The 20,047-nt window shown below is 71.7% G+C and carries 15 protein-coding genes, 1 tRNA gene and 1 riboswitch; of the genes, 8 read left to right on the plus strand and 8 right to left on the minus strand.

Annotation, left to right across the window (positions count from 1 at the left end; translation table 11 throughout):
• Positions 1-11 precede the first annotated feature (11 nt).
• Positions 12-509, minus strand: coding sequence for a phosphoribosyltransferase (locus ACIBW6_RS15470; RefSeq protein ID WP_399059820.1), 498 nt, complete (start codon positions 507-509; stop codon positions 12-14).
• An 11-nt stretch (positions 510-520) separates the two neighbouring features.
• Positions 521-1,096, minus strand: a complete 576-nt coding sequence (dcd, locus tag ACIBW6_RS15475; protein WP_399059821.1) for a dCTP deaminase — start codon at positions 1,094-1,096, stop codon at positions 521-523.
• A 513-nt stretch (positions 1,097-1,609) separates the two neighbouring features.
• Between dcd and ACIBW6_RS15480 the strand changes: the two genes are divergently transcribed.
• Positions 1,610-1,683: transfer RNA gene (locus ACIBW6_RS15480), tRNA-Gly, on the plus strand.
• 557 nt (positions 1,684-2,240) lie between these two features.
• Here the strand turns inward: ACIBW6_RS15480 and ACIBW6_RS15485 are convergent.
• Positions 2,241-3,074 carry a hypothetical protein gene (locus ACIBW6_RS15485; protein WP_399059822.1) on the minus strand — a complete coding sequence of 278 codons (834 nt, stop codon included), beginning with the start codon at positions 3,072-3,074 and terminating at the stop codon, positions 2,241-2,243.
• A 1,165-nt stretch (positions 3,075-4,239) separates the two neighbouring features.
• Between ACIBW6_RS15485 and ACIBW6_RS15490 the strand changes: the two genes are divergently transcribed.
• On the plus strand, positions 4,240-4,443 hold the full coding sequence (locus tag ACIBW6_RS15490) for a hypothetical protein (protein WP_399059823.1): 204 nt from the start codon (positions 4,240-4,242) through the stop codon (positions 4,441-4,443).
• 20 nt (positions 4,444-4,463) lie between these two features.
• Here the strand turns inward: ACIBW6_RS15490 and ACIBW6_RS15495 are convergent, their stop codons facing one another.
• Together ACIBW6_RS15495 and ACIBW6_RS15500 are read right to left on the minus strand one after the other, a co-directional pair.
• Positions 4,464-4,907, minus strand: a complete 444-nt coding sequence (locus tag ACIBW6_RS15495) for a PIN domain-containing protein (RefSeq protein ID WP_399059824.1) — start codon at positions 4,905-4,907, stop codon at positions 4,464-4,466.
• The gene (locus ACIBW6_RS15500; RefSeq protein WP_399059825.1) at positions 4,904-5,164 is read right to left on the minus strand and encodes a CopG family transcriptional regulator; all 261 of its coding nucleotides are present in this window, start codon (positions 5,162-5,164) and stop codon (positions 4,904-4,906) included. The genes ACIBW6_RS15495 and ACIBW6_RS15500 overlap by 4 nt, the downstream gene beginning before the upstream one ends.
• Positions 5,165-5,292: 128 nt before the next feature.
• On the opposite strand from ACIBW6_RS15500, the gene ACIBW6_RS15505 reads away from it, so the two are divergent.
• Both ACIBW6_RS15505 and ACIBW6_RS15510 read left to right on the plus strand, forming a co-directional pair.
• Positions 5,293-6,189: a PTS sugar transporter subunit IIA gene (locus ACIBW6_RS15505; RefSeq protein ID WP_399059826.1), complete on the plus strand. Its 897-nt coding sequence runs from the start codon at positions 5,293-5,295 to the stop codon at positions 6,187-6,189.
• Between the two features lie 69 nt (positions 6,190-6,258).
• A complete protein-coding gene (locus tag ACIBW6_RS15510; RefSeq protein WP_399059827.1) occupies positions 6,259-7,833 on the plus strand; it encodes a PTS ascorbate transporter subunit IIC in 1,575 nt (524 codons plus the stop codon).
• Positions 7,834-8,005: 172 nt separating this feature from the next.
• Here the strand turns inward: ACIBW6_RS15510 and ACIBW6_RS15515 are convergent, their stop codons facing one another.
• The gene (locus ACIBW6_RS15515) at positions 8,006-8,611 is read right to left on the minus strand and encodes a GNAT family N-acetyltransferase (protein WP_399059829.1); all 606 of its coding nucleotides are present in this window, start codon (positions 8,609-8,611) and stop codon (positions 8,006-8,008) included.
• Complete coding sequence (locus tag ACIBW6_RS15520) at positions 8,608-9,735, minus strand: ThiF family adenylyltransferase (protein WP_399059830.1); 1,128 nt, start codon at positions 9,733-9,735, stop codon at positions 8,608-8,610. The genes ACIBW6_RS15515 and ACIBW6_RS15520 overlap by 4 nt, the downstream gene beginning before the upstream one ends.
• Positions 9,736-9,913: 178 nt before the next feature.
• Between ACIBW6_RS15520 and ACIBW6_RS15525 the strand changes: the two genes are divergently transcribed.
• Positions 9,914-12,433, plus strand: a complete 2,520-nt coding sequence (locus ACIBW6_RS15525; protein ID WP_399059831.1) for a polysaccharide lyase family 8 super-sandwich domain-containing protein — start codon at positions 9,914-9,916, stop codon at positions 12,431-12,433.
• Positions 12,434-12,453: 20 nt separating this feature from the next.
• On the opposite strand, the gene cobN is transcribed toward ACIBW6_RS15525, so the two are convergent.
• Positions 12,454-16,161: a cobaltochelatase subunit CobN gene (cobN, locus tag ACIBW6_RS15530; RefSeq protein ID WP_399059832.1), complete on the minus strand. Its 3,708-nt coding sequence runs from the start codon at positions 16,159-16,161 to the stop codon at positions 12,454-12,456.
• A gap of 31 nt (positions 16,162-16,192) precedes the next feature.
• Positions 16,193-16,319, minus strand: a riboswitch (cobalamin riboswitch).
• A 91-nt stretch (positions 16,320-16,410) separates the two neighbouring features.
• Here cobN and ACIBW6_RS15535 point away from each other — a divergent pair.
• From ACIBW6_RS15535 to ACIBW6_RS15545, 3 genes are read left to right on the plus strand one after another with little or no spacing between them, the layout of a single operon-like run.
• Positions 16,411-17,787, plus strand: coding sequence for a cobalamin biosynthesis protein CobG (locus ACIBW6_RS15535; protein ID WP_399059833.1), 1,377 nt, complete (start codon positions 16,411-16,413; stop codon positions 17,785-17,787).
• The gene (locus ACIBW6_RS15540; protein WP_399059834.1) at positions 17,780-18,421 is read left to right on the plus strand and encodes a precorrin-8X methylmutase; all 642 of its coding nucleotides are present in this window, start codon (positions 17,780-17,782) and stop codon (positions 18,419-18,421) included. The genes ACIBW6_RS15535 and ACIBW6_RS15540 overlap by 8 nt, the downstream gene beginning before the upstream one ends.
• A complete protein-coding gene (locus ACIBW6_RS15545; protein ID WP_399059835.1) occupies positions 18,418-20,046 on the plus strand; it encodes a precorrin-2 C(20)-methyltransferase in 1,629 nt (542 codons plus the stop codon). The genes ACIBW6_RS15540 and ACIBW6_RS15545 overlap by 4 nt, the downstream gene beginning before the upstream one ends.
• Position 20,047: the final 1 nt, after the last annotated feature.

Here is a 20,047-nt window from a genome sequence, read left to right on the forward strand (position 1 = left end):
GCGGGCCGGGCCTACGCGTCGAGCACCTGCCCGGCCCGCTTCACGACGGGCTCGTCCACGCTCCACGGGAAGTTGATCCAGTCATCGGTCCGCTTCCACACGTACTCGCACTTCACGAGCGAGTGGGACTTCTCATAGATGACCGCGGAGCGGACCTCGGCGACGGTGTCGAGGCAGAAGTCATGGACGAGCTTCAGCGTCTTGCCCGTGTCGGCGACGTCGTCGGTGATGAGCACCTTCTTGTCGCTGAAGTCGATCGCGTTCGGGACGGGCGCCAGCATGACCGGCATCTCCAGCGTGGTCCCCACACCCGTGTAGAACTCCACGTTCACCAGGTGGATGTTCTTGCAGTCGAGCGCGTACGCGAGCCCGCCGGCGACGAAGACGCCGCCGCGCGCGATGCTCAGCACGATGTCGGGCTCGTAGCCGTCGTCGGCGATGGTCTGGGCGAGTTCGCGCACGGCGCCGCCGAACGCTTCGTAGCTGAGGTTCTCGCGTACGTCACTCATGTCGCTGCTGCTCACACCTGGGTCCGATGGAAATTGAGGAAGGAACGGGAGGCGGTCGGACCGCGCTGTCCCTGGTAACGCGACCCGTAGCGCTCGCTGCCGTACGGGAACTCGGCGGGCGACGACAGCCGGAACATGCACAGCTGCCCGATCTTCATGCCCGGCCACAGCTTGATGGGGAGCGTCGCGAGGTTCGACAGCTCAAGGGTGACGTGACCGCTGAACCCCGGGTCGATGAACCCGGCGGTGGAGTGCGTCACGAGCCCGAGCCGCCCCAGCGAGCTCTTGCCCTCCAGGCGCGAGGCGAGGTCCTCGGGAAGCGAGATGACCTCGTACGTTGAGGCGAGCACGAACTCACCCGGGTGCAGGATGAACGGCTCGTCGCCCTCCGGCTCCACGAGCCGCGTCAGGTCGGCCTGCTCGACGCTGGGGTCGATGTGCGGGTACTTGTGGTTCTCGAACACCCGGAAGTAGCGGTCGAGACGTACGTCGATGCTCGACGGCTGCACCATGGATTCGTCATAGGGATCGATCCGGACCCGCCCGGCGTCGATCTCGGCCCGGATGTCCTTGTCTGAGAGAAGCACGTAGCGAGGATACGCAGAGCGCGCGGACCCGCCACAATCGGCGGGTCCGCGCGCTCTGCGCCTGCCGGCGTCCCTACTGCTTACCGGGTCCCACGGGAACGGCATGTCGCAGTCGAGCACAGCGCGGGCACCGGATCAGCCGGCCGGGACCGAGCCGGTCCGCCTGCTGCATCGGGAACGACGCGGTGCTGAACACGTGCCCTTCGGCACATCGGACGACGGTGCGCTCCATCTGGTCCATCAAAGTCCCGGAGTCCCTTCCCCACGAGCCATGTGGCCAGTTTCCTGGCCGGTGACAAAAGCCACGTTACGGGATGAAAGGGACGGCGTTGCGCGCGGCACTCCGACCCCGAGCACCCCTCTCGCGGCCCCCCGCACCGTACGCCCCAACTCCCTTCACCCGCAGTGACATCCACGCCTCACAACGCAGCCGGGCCCCGGGGCGTGAGCGCCCGGAGCCCGGCATGAGGTAGAGTGACGGCCAGTACATCGCCCTTTCGGCGGGTGTGCTGTGCGGGTGTAGTTTAGTGGTAGAACATCAGCTTCCCAAGCTGAGAGTGCGAGTTCGATTCTCGTCACCCGCTCCACAATCACCATCGAGGCCCAGGTCATCGACCCGGGCCTTTTTGCTGTGCGCTTCCGCTCAGCCGTCGCGTGCCACGTCCGCGCCAGACGCTTGATCACCCGGCTTCCGTGCCATGGAGCGCCGGGCCTCCCGAACGGTCCGGTGGAGCATGCCCGCGACCTCCCGCTGCCGCCCCTCCTTGGACTGCTGGTAGATCATCAGGCCATCGCGCCCTTCAGGGCGCCCGGATCAGGTCGACAAGGTGTGCCGGTCTGACGAGATCGTAGAGCTGCGTCCATAGCGAACTACGAATGCGGGGCTCGGGCGTGGATGGCGTCAGGACCGGTCCAGGGATAAAACCGTCGGCTAGATTCGGAGGGACCGGCGAGCTCGGATGAGTCGGGGCCCAGCCTTCTGGAGGGCCACCGCCATGACAGCGGCGACATCCGCGGGCAGAAGTGGGGCTCCCGCCCCTTGCAGCCGATTGCCATGGCGCCCCCCTTCTCCTGGCATGGCCGCGATGCCAGCTGGGCAGAGCAAGAATGCCGAGCCGCCCCTGGGTTATACGGGGGCGCGCAGTCAGATTCTGGGTAGCGCTCGAATCGCGCCGGCGACGATCAGAGCCGGAACAACAAGGGCCGCTTCGCTCATGGTGTAGATCAGCCCCCTTGGCAAATCGAGCTTGTCATAGGGGACGCTCACAAAGATGGCGCTCAAGGCTGCGAGGGCCCCGCTGAGAATAAGGGCGAGCCATGCGGAGAGGTTTACGTGCTTGTTGAGGTACTGGTCGTACTGCCAGTTGGCGGCAGCTCCCGGAGGTGCTGAAGGTATCTTCTGGTGCCAGAGGAAGATCAGCCCCATGACTAGCGCCAGGAATGTTCCCCACACCATCCAGTCCGCTCCCCGGGCTGCAGTACGATCCGTCCACGCGTTGTGGAAACCGACCGACGAGACAGCCAGCATCAACAGCACAAAGACGGCAGCGACTAGGATGAGCCTGCGAAAGAACCGCACCTCGCCATGACTATTACGCTCGTACGCCAGTAGCAGCCAGGCCAAGGCCGCGATCACGACAATCGCGTCTGCAGCCAAGATCGCACCGGCGAACAGTTGCTCGACTAATGATCGTTTGCAGACTAGTTCGCCCGTTGTTAGCGCGTACAAATATGCGGCGATCGCGAGACCGAAAAAGCTCGGTAGCAGCAGGCGCAGGCCACGCGATGCGTGCGCGTCGCCGCCGGTCGGATTCTTCTGTCCGATGACCATGACCACGCCAGAAAAAACGAAGCCGGCAAAAATTCCACAAAACGCACTCAAGGCCTCTGCGGAGCCTATGGGATTCCAATCTCCCGGACCATTGGTGCAGGTGTCCGGTACGAACTTGCCGGATACAGCGATCATCAGCAATGTCATGAGCGAGATAGTGCCAGCGGATCATGACAGTTGTCACCGGTTACGGAGAGGCACTGCGCGTAGATCTCCGCGACCGGATTGATCTATCGCCTAGTCGAACTCGGAGCTCTGGAAGGATCGAATAGCGGCACATCTGCCGCTCTACGTAAGCCGGGACGGATCCGTGCCAGGTTGGGAAGGGGCCGCGGGGATGGCGAGAAATGGGCCACCCGCACCGAGGAGCCGCCAGGCCACTCCCCTGCAGTTCAGACACCTGGGGACATGCCACATGTCCTGCTCATCTCGCGATGATTTTGAACGGGTCAAATAGGCGACGAGTGTCTACAGGGTGCCCCGCAATGGTCTCTCCCGTTCGCGCCTCTCCTGTCGGGTGACCGTCACGATCCAACCAGCGGCCATCAGTGCGCCCGCTGTACCCGCGAACGCGATCAGACCTTCCGCGGGAATCGTGTCGTCACCGGCCGGATACCTCGTTCCACACAACCGCACCGTCCCTGGGTGCTCCGCCGAGGCTTCGAGGCACACCCGGGTGCCTACCGCAGGATCGGTCGCCCCGGCCCCCTGGCCCAGCGGCAAGCCCTCCGTGACGAAGGACCGGTCGCTGGCCTCGTAGGACACCCTGATACGGGCCCCACCCTTGGCCGGCACCACACGGTCGACGACACCGTCAACCCGCAGGGGAGAGGCAGCGATCCGTCGAGCGTCCGAGATCTCGCGGGCCAGCGAGCATCCTCCAACCACCGCAACCAGGAGGGATCCCGCCGCAATTGCAAGCGGCGCCCTGTTCCCCCGCCAGAAGTCACCCCACCTCATGTCGACAGTCTCACACGTCGAACAACGCACCTGACGGGCTAGCACTGACAGGGCTGCCCTTCGCTGCGTGACAACCGCGGCGGATAACCGCGAACAACCGTCGAGATCAGCGGATCACCAACGCAGGTGACAGGTGCGGCAGCCAAAGAATGGCGAGGACACCGAGTCGCGCCGGTCCTTCGAGAACGGCCAGGCCCGGACGCGGACGAGTGGCACGTTCGTCCGTGGAAGCGAGCGGACAACGCCGGCTCTATCCGGCCACCTAGGTTCCCCGGCAAGGCGCCCAACTCATCCCCGGACAACCTCGCTTCGAGTCCTGGACACGGGCGCTCGCTACCCGAAGACTTGCGGCGTGGAGCAGCAGCGTATGCATGATCGAGTCTTTGGCGCCTGGTTGTTGGGCGGGCTCGTCGTGCTTGCCGGGTTGCGTGTGGTTCCTCGGGCGTTGTCGGCGCCCTTTGCGGCATGCGCCGTCTGCGATGTGCTCGGGTTCGTCCTGCTGTTCATGTGCCTTGTGCTCGGCGTTCGGGCCGCGGTTCGGCGGTCCGTCGCCTGACGTGCGCCGGCGGAGCGGGCTCAGAGCGGGAGGTCGTCCGGGAGCACTCGGAAGGCCTTGTGGTGGCCGAGGGGGCGGATCGCGCGGAAGTCCCGGCGGTCGAGCGTAAGGATCGCGTCCGTGTCGTAGTCGGAGGCCAGCGCCACGTTCACCGCGTCCGTGAGGTCGAGATTCAGTGACTTGTAGCGCGCGCGGACGGACTGGGCGGTGCCCAGGTGCTCCTCGGTGATCTCGGGCGCGGCGACGCGGCCCCGGCGCATCCAGTGCCGGATGTCGTCGATGGCGCTGAGCGCGGCCTCGCGGCCCAGTTCGCGGGTGGCCACGTGGTCGAGTTCGGCCAGCAGGAGCGGGGACATGACGAGGAGGCCCGCGGTCAGGACGGCCTCGTTCGCCGCGCCGTGCTCGGGGTGGGTCGCGTCGAGGGCTGCCAGCAGGCCGGAGGTGTCGGCGACGACGATGATCACGCGGTGGTCCCGGGAGCCGCGTCACCGCGCGCCGCATCGGCGACCGCGTCGCGCACCTCGGCCTTGGACGGCGTGCGGCCCCGGCCCTCGAAGGTGCGCGAGAAGAGGGGCTCGTCCCAGACCCGGTTCGCCATGGCCGCGAGATGGATGCCCTGGCGGATGATCTCGGCCTCGCTTATGCCCCGGCGCCTGGCGGCCTCCTTGATGATCGCCAGATCCTCGGGGTCGGCGTAGACGTTCGTGCGCTTCATGGACATGTACCAAGGTTAGTCCATGTACCAGAGGGGGACGCGGCTGTGCGGCCGGCTTCGGTGCCGGTAACGAATCCGGCAAGCCCCGCGTGTCGGTGGGACAGGCATAGGGCTCGCGGGGGACCACTGCTCGCATGAGTGATGTGAGTGGTGTGAGTGGAGCTAGTGGTTCCGGTGAGTTGAGCGATCTGATCCCCGTCGAGGCCATCCGGCTCGACGTCGCCGCGCCCGACTGGCGCGGCGCCGTGCGGGCCGCCGGGGAGTTGCTGGTCGCGACCGGGGTGAGTACGGACGCGTACACCGAGGAGATGGCCCGCAACGTCGACGAGAACGGGCCCTACATCGTCATCGCGCCGGGCTTCGCCTTCGCGCACGCGCGGCCCTCGCCCGCCGTGCGGCGTACCGGGATGTCCTGGGTGCGGCTGGCGACCCCGGTGAGTTTCGGGCACGAGACGAACGACCCGGTGCACCTGGTCGTCGCCCTGGCCGCCACCGACTCCGGTGCGCACACCCGGGCCATGGGCGCCCTCGCCCGGCTGCTCGCCGACAGCGGCACCGCCGCCGAGCTCGACCGGGCCCCGACCCCCGAGGCGCTCCACGCCGTGCTCGTGCGCGCCGAGGGAGGCGACGCGGAGTCCCCGGCCACCACAGCGGAGACCCCGGCCACCACAACAAGAGGCGAGGCCGCGTCCCCGTCCGCCCACGCAGGCACCGCATCGAGGAAACCCGGCCCGGCCGGGCACGAACTGCACAAGATCCTGACCGTCTGTGGCAACGGCGTCGGCACCAGCCTCTTCCTCAAGTCCACGCTGGACAAGGTGCTCGACCGGTGGAAGTGGGGGCGATACGTCTCCACCGAGGCGACCGACACCATCTCCGCCAAGGGCAAGGCCTCCGAGGCCGTCGCCATCCTGACCTCGCGGGAGATCGCCCGGACCCTCGGTGACGTCGGCGTGCCCGTCCGCGTCGTCGAGGACTTCACCAGCACGAAGGAGGTCGACGCCGCCCTGCGCGATCTCTACGACGTCTGAGCCCCGAGCAGCATCCCGCAGGCCCGCTGCCCCGAGCAGCATCCCGCAGGCCCACCCCACGGAGTCCCCATGAACGTCCTCGTCGACATCGCGAAGTTCGTCGTCAACGAGATCCTCAGCGTCCCCGCCTACCTCATCGGCATCATCACCGCCGTCGGCCTCATCGCCCTGAAGAAGAGCACCGGGCAGGTCATCGGCGGCGCCATCAAGGCCACCCTCGGCTTCCTGCTGATCGGCGCCGGCGCGACGCTGGTGACCGACTCGCTCGCCCCGCTGGGCACGATGATCACCGGCGCGACCGGTTCGCACGGGGTGATCCCCACCAACGAGGCCATCGTCGGGATCGCGCAGGCCGAGTACGGCTCGCGCGTGGCCTGGCTGATGATCCTCGGGTTCCTGATCAGCCTGCTGCTGGCCCGGTTCACGCCGTTGTCGTACGTCTTCCTGACCGGGCACCACATGCTGTTCATGGCCACGCTGCTGACGATGGTGCTGGCCACCGCGGGCCAGGACTCCTGGGTCGTGGTCGTCGCCGGTGCCGTGCTGCTCGGCATCATGCTGGTCGCGATGCCGGCCTTCGCGCATCCCTGGACCAAGCGCGTGACCGGCAACAACACCGTCGCCGTCGGCCACTTCGGGACCGCCGGGTACATCGTGTCCGGTGCGGCCGGGCAGGTGGTCGGCAAGAAGAGCCGGTCCACCGAGGAGATGAACCTGCCGGAGGGGCTGCGGTTCCTGCGGGACTCGATGGTGGCCACCGCCCTGTCGATGGTGCTCATCTACCTGGTCATGGCGGTCGTGTTCCTCGTGAAGGCGGGGAAGAACGAGGCGTTCAAGGCGTTCTCGGCGGACGGCGGCGCCGGCTCCACCGGCGTGGGCAACTACCTGATGGCGTCGCTCGGCCAGGGGTTGCAGTTCGGCATCGCCGTCGCCGTCATCCTGTTCGGCGTGCGGACCATCCTGGGGGAGCTGGTCCCCGCCTTCCAGGGCATCGCGCAGAAGGTCGTGCCGGGCGCGATCCCCGCCCTGGACGCGCCGATCGTCTTCCCGTACGCGCAGAACGCGGTGCTCGTCGGCTTCATCTGCTCGTTCGTGGGCGGGCTGGTCAGTCTGGGGCTGATCGCCGGGGTCTTCAACCCGGCGTTCGGGACGGCGCTGGTCCTGCCCGGCCTGGTCCCGCACTTCTTCACCGGGGGCGCCGCGGGTGTCTTCGGCAACGCGACCGGGGGGCGGCGCGGCGCCGCGGTCGGGGCGTTCCTGAACGGCGTGCTCATCACCTTCCTGCCCGCGTTCCTGCTGGGCGTGCTCGGGTCGTTCGGGACGGCCAACACCACGTTCGGGGACGCCGACTTCGGCTGGTTCGGGCTGCTCATCGGCAACTCCGCGAAGGCCGGGACGGTGGCCGGGGTCGTCCTCATGCTGCTCATCGGGCTCGTGGTGCTGGCCGCGGCCGTGGTGTGGCAGAAGCGGGTGGTGGAGACCGGCTGGGACCCGGGGGCGAGGCGGGCCGCGCTGCTGCCGCCCGAGGACCGGCCGGAGCAGCACGACGAGGCCGCGCCCGGGGGCACGCCGGTCTCCCGTACGTACGCGAAGATCACGCCCCCCGCGGGCGCCCCGGTGCCGCCGCCCCCGCCGCAGGACTGAGGTCCGCAGGGCGGACGCGGCCCCGGACGCCCGCGGGCCGGTGCCCGCCAGGTCAGCGCCCCGGACGCCCGCGGGCCGGTACCCGCCAGGTCAGCGCCCCGGACGCCCGCGGGCCGGTACCCGCCAGGTCAGCACCCGAGGCTCCCGCCGGAGGACTGACGGCACCCCCCGCTCAGGCCATCAACACCGCGTCACCCCCCTCCAGAATGGCCCGCTCCGCGGCGGTCGCCGCCGGGATCCACTCCGGGGCGAGCGCCGCGTACGTCGTGACGTCGTGCCAGGCGCCCTGGGTGTGGAAGAGCCCGCGCAGCGTGGCCTCGGGGCGCAGCCCCGCCGCGAGCATCACCTGCCGCATCCGGGGGTGGTCGGCGCGGTGGCCGGCCCAGACGCGGTGGAGTCCGAGGCGGCCGAAGGCGTACGCCATCAGCAGGCGGCCCGCCTCGTGGCCGTGGCCGCGGACCGGGGCGTCGGGCAGCAGGACGAGGCTGGTGAGCATGGCGTTGTGGCCGTACTCCTCGACGAGCAGGCCCATGGTGCCGACCATCGTCTCGTCACCCGGCGCGCACACGGCGAGGGTGTGCTTGCGGCGCGGGTGGCAGAACGGCTGGGCCAGGCACTGGGCGAAGGCGTCCTGGGCCTGGCGGGCGTCCATCCGGTCGATGCCGAGGTAGCGGGTGAGGACGCGGTGGGTGTGGATGCGTTCGAAGGGGGCGAGGTCGGTGGCGCGCATCTCGCGCAGCCACAGCCGTTCGCCGTGCAGTTCGGGCAGGTGGGTCACAGGGCGGCTCCGGCGGGTTCGCGGGCGGGCTCGGCGCCGATCAGGGCTTCGAGGTCGACGTAGTACCGGCCCGAGCGGACCGGGTGGCCCAGCAGGACGCGGCGGGCGGTGTCGGTGACGAGTGCGCCGCCGAGCTGGACGCCGCTGGCGAGCTGGGGCCAGCTGGAGAGGGTGGATCCGATGCGGCCGAGCGCGTCGGTCATGGCGGGGCTCAGCCGGTCGGCGTCGCAGACCCGCAGCAGGAAGGCGAGGCGGCCCGCCGGGTCGAGGGCGCGCAGGTCGCGGGCGGTGACGGTGCCGGCCCGGCCGTGGAAGAGGGGCCGGTCGGGCTCCTCGTCGAAGCGTTCGACGTCCAGCATGCCGCGGTCGTTCATGTCCATCAGGACGGGGACGCGGCGGGCGCGGGCGGCCTCGCGGGCGGCGACCTTCACCCAGATCGTGTCGCACTCCTCGATCAGCAGGTCGAGGGGGTGTCCGGGGTCGCCGAAGAACGAGTCGAGGGTGGACTCGGTGATGCCCTCGGGCCACAGCTCGATGTCGAGGTAGGGGTCGGTCTCGTACATCTGGCGGGCGCACAGGACGGTCTTGGGCAGGCCCAGGTCGTGGACGCCGGCCCGCAGGCGGTTGAGGTTGCTCAGGCCGAGGTCGTCGAAGTCCGCCAGGCGGAACGATCCTCCTACGCCTTCCATGGCGCAGGTGAGCGCCGCGCTGTTGCCGACGGACAGGCCGATCACGCCGATCCGGCGGCCGAGCAGGTGCCGCTGCTCGGTCGTGCTGATCTTGTCGCGGTTGCGGTCGGTGCGCACCCGCCGGAACTCCGGCTCGGGCAGCACGTGGACCAGCCGCCCCGACCACGGGTACCAGACCCAGGTGCCGTACCGGTGGCGGTCGCCCCCGGGGCACAGCTCCTCGGCGGCGGCGTCGAGCCGGGCCCCGGTCAGCGCGTCGGCCGGGCGCAGACAGCGCGCCAGCTCGGCGAGTTGGGCGCCGATGCGGTCGTGCCTCTCCCGTACGGCGCCGGAGGCGACGAGGGCGTCGAGACGCGCCCGGTCGCCGGCCTCGGTGAGCCGCAGGAGGACGGGCCGGAATGCTTCTCCTTGCAGTGAAATATCGGGAATGATCACGAGGCGGGAAGGTAGCAGTTCCTTGATCACGGAAAGCCCTTGCTCACCGGCCTGCCATGGGCCGAATAAATGATCGGATCCGGTCGGCCGCCGCCCTTGTCGCCGCCCCGGCCGTCTGCTTGACTCCCGCCGCCGAGCCCAGCCGACCCGGCGTCACCCCGTGCGTGGAGGAGACCCGATGGAGATCACCCGCAGACGCCTGCTCGCCGCCCTCTCCGCCGCCGGGGTGCCGGCCGCCGTGCTGACCGGGCCGGCGAGCGCCACCGAGGACGCGGACGGGGTCGCTGACGGGGCCGCGGACGGGGTCGCGCGGCTGCTCGCCAACACCGTGGCGGTCTTCGCGGGCGACGCCGCGGCCGGCGCCCGGCCGGAGACCGCCGCGAAACGGGCCGCCGTCGAGCGGACCGCGCGGACGAACCTCGCCGCGCTCGACGCCGCCGGGGACGGCGAACTCTTCGCCGGAGTGCCGCTCGGCACCAGCGACCCGAACCTGAACACCACCTACCAGCGCCTCTACGAGATCGCCCTCGCGACCCGCATGCCGGGCGTCTCCCCCGACCTGTACGGCAGCGAGGCCGTCCAGGACCGGGTCCTGGACGGCCTCGCGTGGCTGCACGCGCACTACTACGGCGACCAGTCGGCGGGGTACTACGGCAACTGGTTCACCTGGGAGATCGGCCTGTCGCAGCACACCAGCAGGACGCTGGTGCTGCTCGCCGGCCGCGCGCCCGCCGCGCTCGTCTCCGCCTACCTCGCCTCCATGGACGCGTACCTGCGCAACGGCAAGGACGGTGACGTCGACCTCGACTCGCGGTTCCACACCGGCGCCAACCTCGCCGACCTCACCACCAACCGCATCCTCCAGGGGGCGCTCACCGGCGGCGCCGCGGGCGAGGCGCGCATCCGCAAGGCGCTCACCGACCAGCTGACCGTCTTCGCCACCATCGACCCCTACTCCCTGGAGCACGGGGTCAGCGACGGGTACTACGCGGACGGGTCCTTCATCCAGCACGCCTCCGTCGCGTACACCGGCTCGTACGGCAAGGGACTGCTCAGCCGGGTCGTGCAGACGCTGAAGCTGCTGGACGGGACCGGGTTCGCGCACGGCGGGGAGCTGGTGCCCACCGTGGCCGGCTGGGTGCGGGACGGGTTCGCGCCGCTGATCTTCGAGGGCTGGATGATGGAGGCGGTGAAGGGGCGGGCGGTGTCGCGCCCCGGCACCGGGTACGCCGACGTCGCCACCGTCGTCGAGGCCGTCGTCGACCTCGCGTCCCTGGCCACGGGGGAGACGGCCGGCGCCCTGAAGGCGTACGTGAAACACCTGCGCGCCACGTCGCGGGCGCCACTCGACCCGGCCGCCTTCGTCTCACCGCTCAGCATCGTCCGCTACGCCGACCTCCTCGCCGACGCGTCCGTGCCCGCCGCCGACCTCAATCCGGCGGCGCGTTCGGTGGCGTTCAACGCCATGGACCGCACGGTGCACCGCAGGCCCGGGTACGCGTTCGCGCTGGCCCGCAGTTCGCGCCGGATCAGCAAGTACGAGTACATGAGCGGCGAGAACCTGCTGCCCTGGTTCCAGGGCGACGGCGCGCACTACCTGTATCTGGCCGGGCAGGACCAGACGCAGGCGTACGGGGTCGACTACTTCACGGCCGTCTCCCCCTACGGCCTCGCGGGCGTGACCGCGCCGGTCGAGCAGCGGGCCACCGTCCCGGAGGCGTACGGCGGCAAGCTGTTCTACGACAACCCCGGCCACCCGCTGAACTTCACCGCCTCCAGCGAGTCGCAGAACACCTACGTCTACTTCCCGACCGCCACCCAGGACCACTCGGGCGGCGCGGTGCTGGGCGCGTACGGCGCCGTGGGCTGGGTGCTCTCCGACGACGTGCCGTGGCGGGACAAGCGGGCGGGCGTGCTGCCGGACGACTTCGTGGCGTACCGCGGTGCGCGGGCGACGAAGTCGTGGTTCCTGCTCGACGACGAGATCGTGGTGCTCGCGGCGGGGGTCGGGGACGCGCCGGGCGCGGGCCGGGCGGTGACGACGACGCTGGACGCGCGGATCGCGGGCGCCGCGGAGCGGGTGAGCGTGGCGGAGGGCCGCGGCTGGGTGCGGTGGGTCAACGCGACCCAGGGGACGGCCGTCGGGTACGTGCTCCTGTCCGGGCCCGCCCCGAAGGCGCGGCTCACCACGGTGACCCGCAGCCGCCGGGCCGTGCGGACCTCGAACCCGGACACGGCGGTGACGCGGCAGGTGTTCTCGCTGACGGTCGAGCAGGCAGCGGGGGCGCGCCCCGCCGCCTTCGCCTACGCGCTGCTGCCGAACGCCTCCGAGACGGCGCTCCGGCACCACCGCGGCGCGGAACTCCTCGCCAACACCCCGCGCCTCCAGGCCGTCCGGCACCGCGGGCTCGGCCTGACGGCGGCCAACACCTTCGCCCCGGGCCCGCACCACGCGGCGGGGATCACGGTGGACGGGCCGGCGTCGGTCCTGGTCCGCGGCGACAAGAAGGACGTCACGCTCGCCGTCGCCGACCCGACCACCACCCGGGACACGGTGGCGGTGGTGCTGCGCGGGCGGGGGCTGCGGAAGGTCGCCGGTGACGACGCGGTGCGGGTGACCCGGGTACCGGGCGGCACCCGGATCGAGGCGCGCACGCGGCACGCGTACGGGCGGAGCTTCACGGTGACGCTGCGCTAGCCGCTGCGGCTGTCAGAGCTCTACTCGTCCGATTCCAGGTCGCCTTCCGTCTCCAGGTAGACCTGGCGCAGGGCCTCCAGGGTCTGGGGGTCCGGCTTCTCCCACAGGCCGCGGGACTCGGCCTCCAGGAGGCGTTCGGCGATGCCGTGCAGGGCCCAGGGGTTGGCCTCGGAGAGGAACTGGCGGTTCGTCTCGTCCAGGACGTACGTCTGCGTGAGCTTGTCGTACATCCAGTCGGCGATGACGCCGGTCGTGGCGTCGTAGCCGAAGAGGTAGTCGACCGTCGCGGCGAGCTCGAAGGCGCCCTTGTAGCCGTGGCGGCGCATCGCCTCGATCCACTTGGGGTTGACGACGCGGGCGCGGAAGACGCGGGACGTCTCCTCGACGAGCGTGCGGGTGCGGACCGTCTCCGGCCGGGTCGAGTCGCCGATGTACGCCTCGGGGGCGGTGCCGCGCAGGGCGCGGACGGTCGCCACCATGCCGCCGTGGTACTGGAAGTAGTCGTCGGAGTCGGCGATGTCGTGCTCGCGGGTGTCGGTGTTCTTCGCCGCGACCGCGATGCGCTTGTACGCCGTCTCCATCTCCGCGCGGGCCGACGTGCCGTCCAGGCCGCGGCCGTAGGCGTAGCCGCCCCACACCGTGTAGACCTCGGCGAGGTCCGCGTCCGTGCGCCAGTCCTTGGAGTCGATCAGCTGGAGGATGCCCGCGCCGTACGTGCCCGGCCGGGAGCCGAAGATGCGGGTGGTGGCGCGGCGCTCGTCGCCGTGCTCGGCGAGGTCGGCCTGGGTGTGGGCGCGGACGTGGTTGTGCTCGGCCGGTTCGTCGAGGGAGGCGGCGAGGCGGACCGCGTCGTCGAGCAGGCCGATGGTGTGCGGGAACGCGTCGCGGAAGAAGCCGGAGATGCGCAGGGTGACGTCGATGCGGGGGCGGTTCAGCTGCTCGTACGGGATCGCTTCGAGGCTCGTCACGCGGCGGGAGGCGTCGTCCCAGACCGGGCGGACGCCCAGCAGGGCGAGGGCCTCCGCGATGTCGTCGCCCGCGGTGCGCATCGCGCTCGTGCCCCAGAGGGAGAGGCCCACGGAGGTGGGGTACCGGCCGTCGTTGTCCGTCCTGTAGCGCTCGATGAGGGAGTCGGCCAGGGCCTGGCCCGTCTCCCAGGCGAGGCGGGACGGGACCGCCTTGGGGTCGACGGAGTAGAAGTTGCGGCCGGTCGGGAGGACGTTGACCAGGCCGCGGAGGGGGGAGCCGGACGGGCCTGCCGGGACGAAGCGGCCTTCCAACGCGCGTACGGAGTTGTCGAGTTCGGCGGTGGTCGCGTCGAGGCGGGGGACCACTTCCTTGGCGGCGAAGGTGAGGATCTGGTGCACGGGGCTGTCCTGGGCGCCTGTTTCATCCGTGCCCGGGGTCTGCCGCCTTGCCCACCCTGCCGCCCCAGGCGGCAGATTGCCCAAGGTGGTACCCACCTGGGCGGGGTCCCAGTCCACCGCCTCCATGGCTTCAACCAGGGAGCGCGCCACCGACTCCGCCTCGTCGGCGTCGGTGCGGGTCGCCTTCGACTCGTCCAGGCCCAGTGCTTCGCGCAGGCCCGGCAGGGCCTGCGTGCCGCCCCAGATCTGGCGGGCGCGCAGGATGGCGAGGACGAGGTTGACGCGATCGGCGCCGGCCGGCGCCCGGCCGAGGACGTGCAGGCCGTCGCGGATCTGCGCGTCCTTGACCTCGCAGAGCCAGCCGTCGACGTGGAGCAGGAAGTCGTCGAAGCCGTCGTCGTCGGGCCGGGCCTCCAGGCCGAGGTCGTGGTCGAGCTTCGCGGCCTGGATCAGGGTCCAGATCTGGGCGCGGATCGCGGGCAGCTTCGCCGGGTCCATCGAGCTGATCTGGGCGTACTCGTCGAGGAGTTGTTCCAGGCGGGCGATGTCGCCGTAGGAGTCGGCGCGCGCCATCGGCGGCACCAGGTGGTCGATGAGGGTGGCGTGGACGCGCCGCTTGGCCTGGGTGCCCTCGCCTGGGTCGTTGACCAGGAACGGGTAGACCAGCGGCAGGTCGCCGAGGGCCGCGTCGGGGGCGCAGGCGGCGGACAGGCCCGCGTTCTTGCCGGGCAGCCACTCCAGGTTGCCGTGCTTGCCGAGGTGGATCATCGCGTCGGCGCCGAAACCTCCGTCGTCGGCGGAGGCGGCGATCCAGCGGTAGGCCGCCAAGTAGTGGTGCGAGGGCGGCAGATCCGGGTCGTGGTAGATCGCGATCGGGTTCTCGCCGAAGCCGCGCGGCGGCTGGATGAGGACGAGCAGGTTGCCGCGGCGCAGGGCCGCCAGCACGATGTCGCCCTCGGGGTTGCGGGAGCGGTCGAGGAACATCTCGCCGGGCGGCGGGCCCCAGTGCCGCTCGACGGCGTCGCGCAGTTCCTGCGGCAGCGTCACGTACCAGCGCCGGTAGTCGGCGGCCGGGATGCGGACGGGGTTGCGGGCGAGCTGCTCCTCGGTCAGCCATTCCTGGTCGTGGCCGCCCGCGTCGATGAGCGCGCGGATCAGCTCGTCGCCGTCACCGGAGGCGAAACCGGGGATCTCGGCGGTGTCCCCGAAGTCGTAGCCCTCGGCGATGAGCCGCTTGAGCAGGACGATCGCGGAGGCGGGGGTGTCCAGGCCGACCGCGTTGCCGATCCGGGAGTGCTTGGTCGGGTACGCGGACAGGACGAGGGCCAGCTTCTTGTCCGCGGCGGGGATGTGGCGCAGGCGGGCGTGGCGGACGGCGATCCCGGCGACGCGGGCGGCGCGCTCGGGGTCGGCGACGTAGGCGGGCAGGCCGTCCTCGTCGATCTCCTTGAAGGAGAACGGGACGGTGATGAGGCGCCCGTCGAACTCCGGTACCGCGATCTGGCTCGCGGCGTCCAGCGGCGAGACGCCCTCGTCGTTGGCCGCCCAGTCCGCGCGGGACGAGGTCAGGCACAGGGCCTGGAGGATCGTCACGTCGAGGCCGGTGAGGGCGCCCGCGTCCCATGCCTCGTCGTCGCCGCCCGCGCTCGCCTCGGCGGGGCGGGTGCCGCCCGCCGCGAGGACGGTGGTGACGATGGCGTCGGCGGGGCGCAGCGCGTCGATCAACTCCGGTTCGGGGGCGCGCAGCGAGGCCACGTAGAGCGGCAGCGGGCGGGCTCCGGCGCGCTCGATCGCGTCGCACAGGGCGCCGACGAAGGCGGTGTTGCCGCTCATGTGGTGGGCGCGGTAGTAGAGCACGGCGACGGTCGGCCCCGCGGTCTGCGACGGCGTGCGCTCCAGGGGGCCCCAGGTCGGCGCGGAGGCCGGGGGCTCGAAGCCGTGGCCGGTCAGCAGGACCGTGTCGGAGAGGAACGCCGCCAGCTGGGCGAGGTTGGCGGGACCGCCGTGCGCCAGGTAGGCGTGGGCCTCGGCGGCGATGCCGACGGGGACGGTGGAGGCCGCCATCAGCTGGGCGTCCGGGGCCTGTTCACCGCTGAGCACGACCAGCGGGAGACCGGCGGCGGTCAGCCGGTCGATGCCGTCCTGCCAGGCGCGGACCCCGCCGAGCAGGCGGACGACGACGAGGGCGACCCCGTCGAGCAGCGCGTCCAGCTCGCTCGCCACGTCGATCCGGGAGGGGTTCGCGAAGCGGTACGTGACCGGGGCGCCGGCCGCGGTGTTCGCCGCGCGGGCGCTGAGCAGGTCGGTGTCGGACGTCGACAGGAGCAGGAGCTGCGCGGGCCGTGAGGGCTGCTGGGGCATGCGTCGGCTGGCCTTCCTCGGGGTGTCCGCGCCCCGGGTGGGTTCTGACGGCGGGAGTTCCTGGCTCACCCTCTGCGTATGAGAGGGCTCACAGTGGCGGGACCGCGCCGGAATCGCACCGGGCTTCCTCCCCTGTCGCCGTCGCTGGCGATGGTGGCGGGCCGGACAGGACCGCCGCGGTCATCGTACGGGTCGGGGGCATGACCTGGTACGGGAAGCCGGTCACACCCGGTGGGTATGCTCCGTCGCATGCCCGCCTCCCCCATACCCGTCGGCCCCGACACGTCCGGAACGCCCGGTACGTTCCGGGGCGACGCGTGTCCCGGCGCGCTGCGGCTGCACGCGGCGGACGACGGTTTCCTGGCGCGGGTCCGCATCCCCGGCGGGGTGCTCGACGCGGCCGGGGCGCGGGCGCTAAGTGACGCGGCCCGCCGGCTCGGCGACGGCTCGCTGCACCTCACCTCGCGGGGGAACGTGCAGCTGCGCGGGGTGCGGGACGGGTGCGGCGGGGAGCTCGCGGAGCTGCTCGGCGCGGCCGGGCTGCTGCCGTCGCCCGCGCACGAGCGGGTCCGCAACGTGGTGGCTTCGCCGATGTCCGGGCTCGACGGTCTCGGGTCCGTGGACGTACGGGCCTGGCTGACCGGGCTCGACGCGGCGGTGCTGGCGAGTTCCGTGACGCCCGCGCTGTCCGGCCGGTTCCTCTTCGGGCTCGACGACGGCCGCGGGGACGTGGCCGGTCTCGGCCCGGACGTGCTGCTGCGCGGCTGCCCGGACGGTTCCGCGGTGCTCGTGGTCGGCGGGGCGGAGTTCGGGGTGCGGTACGAGGACGCGGCGCGGGCCGCGGTTCTCGCGGCGGAGGTCTTCGTCGAGGCCGCGCGCGACGTCCCTGCCCGACGGGTCTGGCGGGTCCGAGAACTGGGCCTGCCCGCGCCGGAGTTGACCACTCGCCTGCACGCGGCGCTCACAGAGGGCGGCATCGAGACCAGCCCTGCCAGGGGCGCGGGGAACTGCGCGACCAGCCACGACGGCGTCGCACGGGCCGATCAGCACGCCACCGGCAACGGTGCGAAGGCCACGGGGCTCCGCCCCGGACCCCGCTCCTCAATCGCCGGAGGGGCTGAATTCGACGGGCCGTCCGCTCGAACGCCGCTGCCCCCAGAGGGCGCTGAATTCGACGGGCCGTCCGCAGAAGCCGGCGCGGCCGGACAGGGTGCGGGGGCCCTCACCGTGACCCCCCGGTTCGGCGCGGTCACCGCCGCACAGTGGCAGGCCCTCACCGACCTGGCCGCCCAACTCCCCCCAGGAGAACTCCGCCTGACCCCCTGGAAGGACATCGTCATCCCCGGCGCCACAACAGCACAGGCAGCGGAGCTGACCCGCACGGGCCTGGAGACCGACCCCGCGTCCCCCTGGACCCGCGTCGGCGCCTGCATCGGCCGCCCCGGCTGCGCGAAGGCCCACGCGGACGTGCGGGCCGACGCGACGGCCCAGCACCCGCACCTGCCCACCTACTGGTCCGGCTGTGAGCGCCGCTGCGGTCACCCGGCCGGACCCTACGTCGACGTCGTGGCCCGCCCCGACGGCACGTACGCCGTCACGACCGAAAGAGCCGAACCCCGTGTATGACTACGAGAAGGACGGCGCCGCGATCTACCGCGAGTCCTTCGCCACCATCCGCGCCGAGGCGGCAGCCGGCCTCGCGGAGCTGCCCGCCGACGTCGCCCAGGCGGCGGTCCGCATGATCCACGCCTGTGGTCAGGTGGATCTCGTCCGGGACATCGGCCACTCCGCCGGTGTCGTGGCGAAGGCGCGGGCGGCCCTGCGCGGCGGGGCGCCGATCCTGTGCGACGCGCGGATGGTCGCCAGCGGCGTCACCCGCAAGCGGCTGCCCGCCGACAACGAGGTCCTCTGCACGCTGAACGAGCCGGAAGTCCCGGCGCTCGCGGCCGAGTTGGGCACGACGCGCAGCGCCGCGGCCCTGGAGCTGTGGCGGGACCGGCTGGACGGCGCCGTCGTCGCCATCGGCAACGCGCCGACCGCCCTCTTCCACCTCCTGGAGATGATCGGCAAGGGCGCGCCGCGGCCCGCCGCGGTGCTCGGCATCCCGGTCGGGTTCGTCGGGGCGGCGGAGTCCAAGGACGCGCTCGCCGCGAACGAGTTCGGCCTGGAGTACCTGATCGTGCGCGGGCGCCGGGGCGGCAGCGCCATCACCGCCGCCGCGCTCAACGCCATAGCGACCGAGGTGGAGATCCAGGCATGAGCGACTCCCCCACCACCACCGGGAAGCTGTACGGGGTCGGGCTCGGGCCCGGCGACCCGGAGCTGATGACCGTCGCCGCCGTGCGCGCCATCGCCGGCGCCGACGTCATCGCGTACCACTGCGCCCGGCACGGCCGGTCCATCGCCCGCTCGATCGCCGCGGAGCACATCCGGGACGGGCAGATCGAGGAGCGGCTGATGTATCCGCTCACCGTCGAGACGACGGACCACCCCGGCGGGTACCGCGGCGCGCTCGACGACTTCTACGCCGAGGCCGCCGCCACGCTCGCCGCGCACCTCGACGCGGGGCGCACGGTCGCGGTGCTCGCGGAGGGCGACCCGTTCTTCTACGGCTCCTACCAGCACATGCACAAGCGGCTCGCGCACCGCTACGACACCACGGTCATCCCCGGTGTCACCTCCGTCAGCGCGGCGGCGGCCCGGCTCGGGGAGGCGTTGTGCGAGGACAAGGAGACGCTGACCGTCATCCCGGGGACGCTGCCCGCGGACGAGCTGACCGCGCGGCTCGCCGCGGCGGACTCCGCGGTGGTGATGAAGCTGGGCCGTACGTTCACCAAGGTCCGGGCGGCGCTGGAGAGTGCGGGCCGGCTCGACGACGCGCGCTACGTCGAGCGGGCCTTCATGCCCGGTGAGCGCACCGGCCCACTCGCCGGGATCGCCCCGGAGTCCGTCCCGTACTTCTCGGTCGCGGTCCTGCCCTCGCGGATCGACCGCACGGACACCGAGCCGGCCGACACCGAGGCCGCGGAGGCCACCGGGACCACCGGGACCACCGGGACCACCGGGGCCACCGGGACCGCCGGGGCCGCCGAGGCCGTCGCATCGGTCGTCGTTGCGGGTCGCGGGGAGGTCGTGGTCGTCGGGACCGGGCCCGCGGGTGCGCCGTGGCTGACGCCCGAGTCGCGCGGCGCCCTCGCCAACGCCGACGACCTCGTCGGCTACACCACCTACCTCGACCGGGTGCCGGAGCGGCCGGGGCAGCGCCGGCACGGTTCGGACAACAAGGTGGAGTCCGAGCGGGCCGAGTTCGCGCTCGACCTGGCCCGGCGCGGGCGGCGCGTGGCCGTCGTCTCCGGCGGCGACCCGGGCGTCTTCGCGATGGCCACGGCCGTCCTGGAGGTCGCCGCGCAGGAGACGTACGCCGATGTGCCGGTGCGCGTGCTGCCGGGGGTGACCGCCGCCAACGCGGCGGCGGCGAAGGCCGGGGCCCCGCTCGGCCACGACTACGCCACGATCTCGCTCTCCGACCGGCTCAAGCCGTGGGAGGTGATCGCGGAGCGGCTGCGCACGGCGGCGGCGGCCGATCTGGTGCTGGCCCTCTACAACCCCGGTTCGCGCAGCCGCACCTGGCAGGTCGGCAAGGCCCGCGAGCTCCTGCTGGAGCTGCGCCTGCCCGACACCCCGGTCGTGCTCGCCCGGGACGTCGGCGGCCCCGAGGAGAGCGTCCGCACGGTCCGGCTGGCCGATCTCGACCCGGCCGTCGTGGACATGCGCACGCTGCTGATCGTGGGGTCCTCGCAGACGCAGGCGGTCGTACGGGGAGACGGGCGCACGGTGACGTGGACGCCCCGCCGCTATCCGGAAGGCCGGGCGGGGCAGGACTGAG

The organism is Streptomyces sp. NPDC049813 (genome assembly GCF_044465085.1).
Taxonomy (GTDB): Bacteria; Actinomycetota; Actinomycetes; order Streptomycetales; family Streptomycetaceae; genus Streptomyces.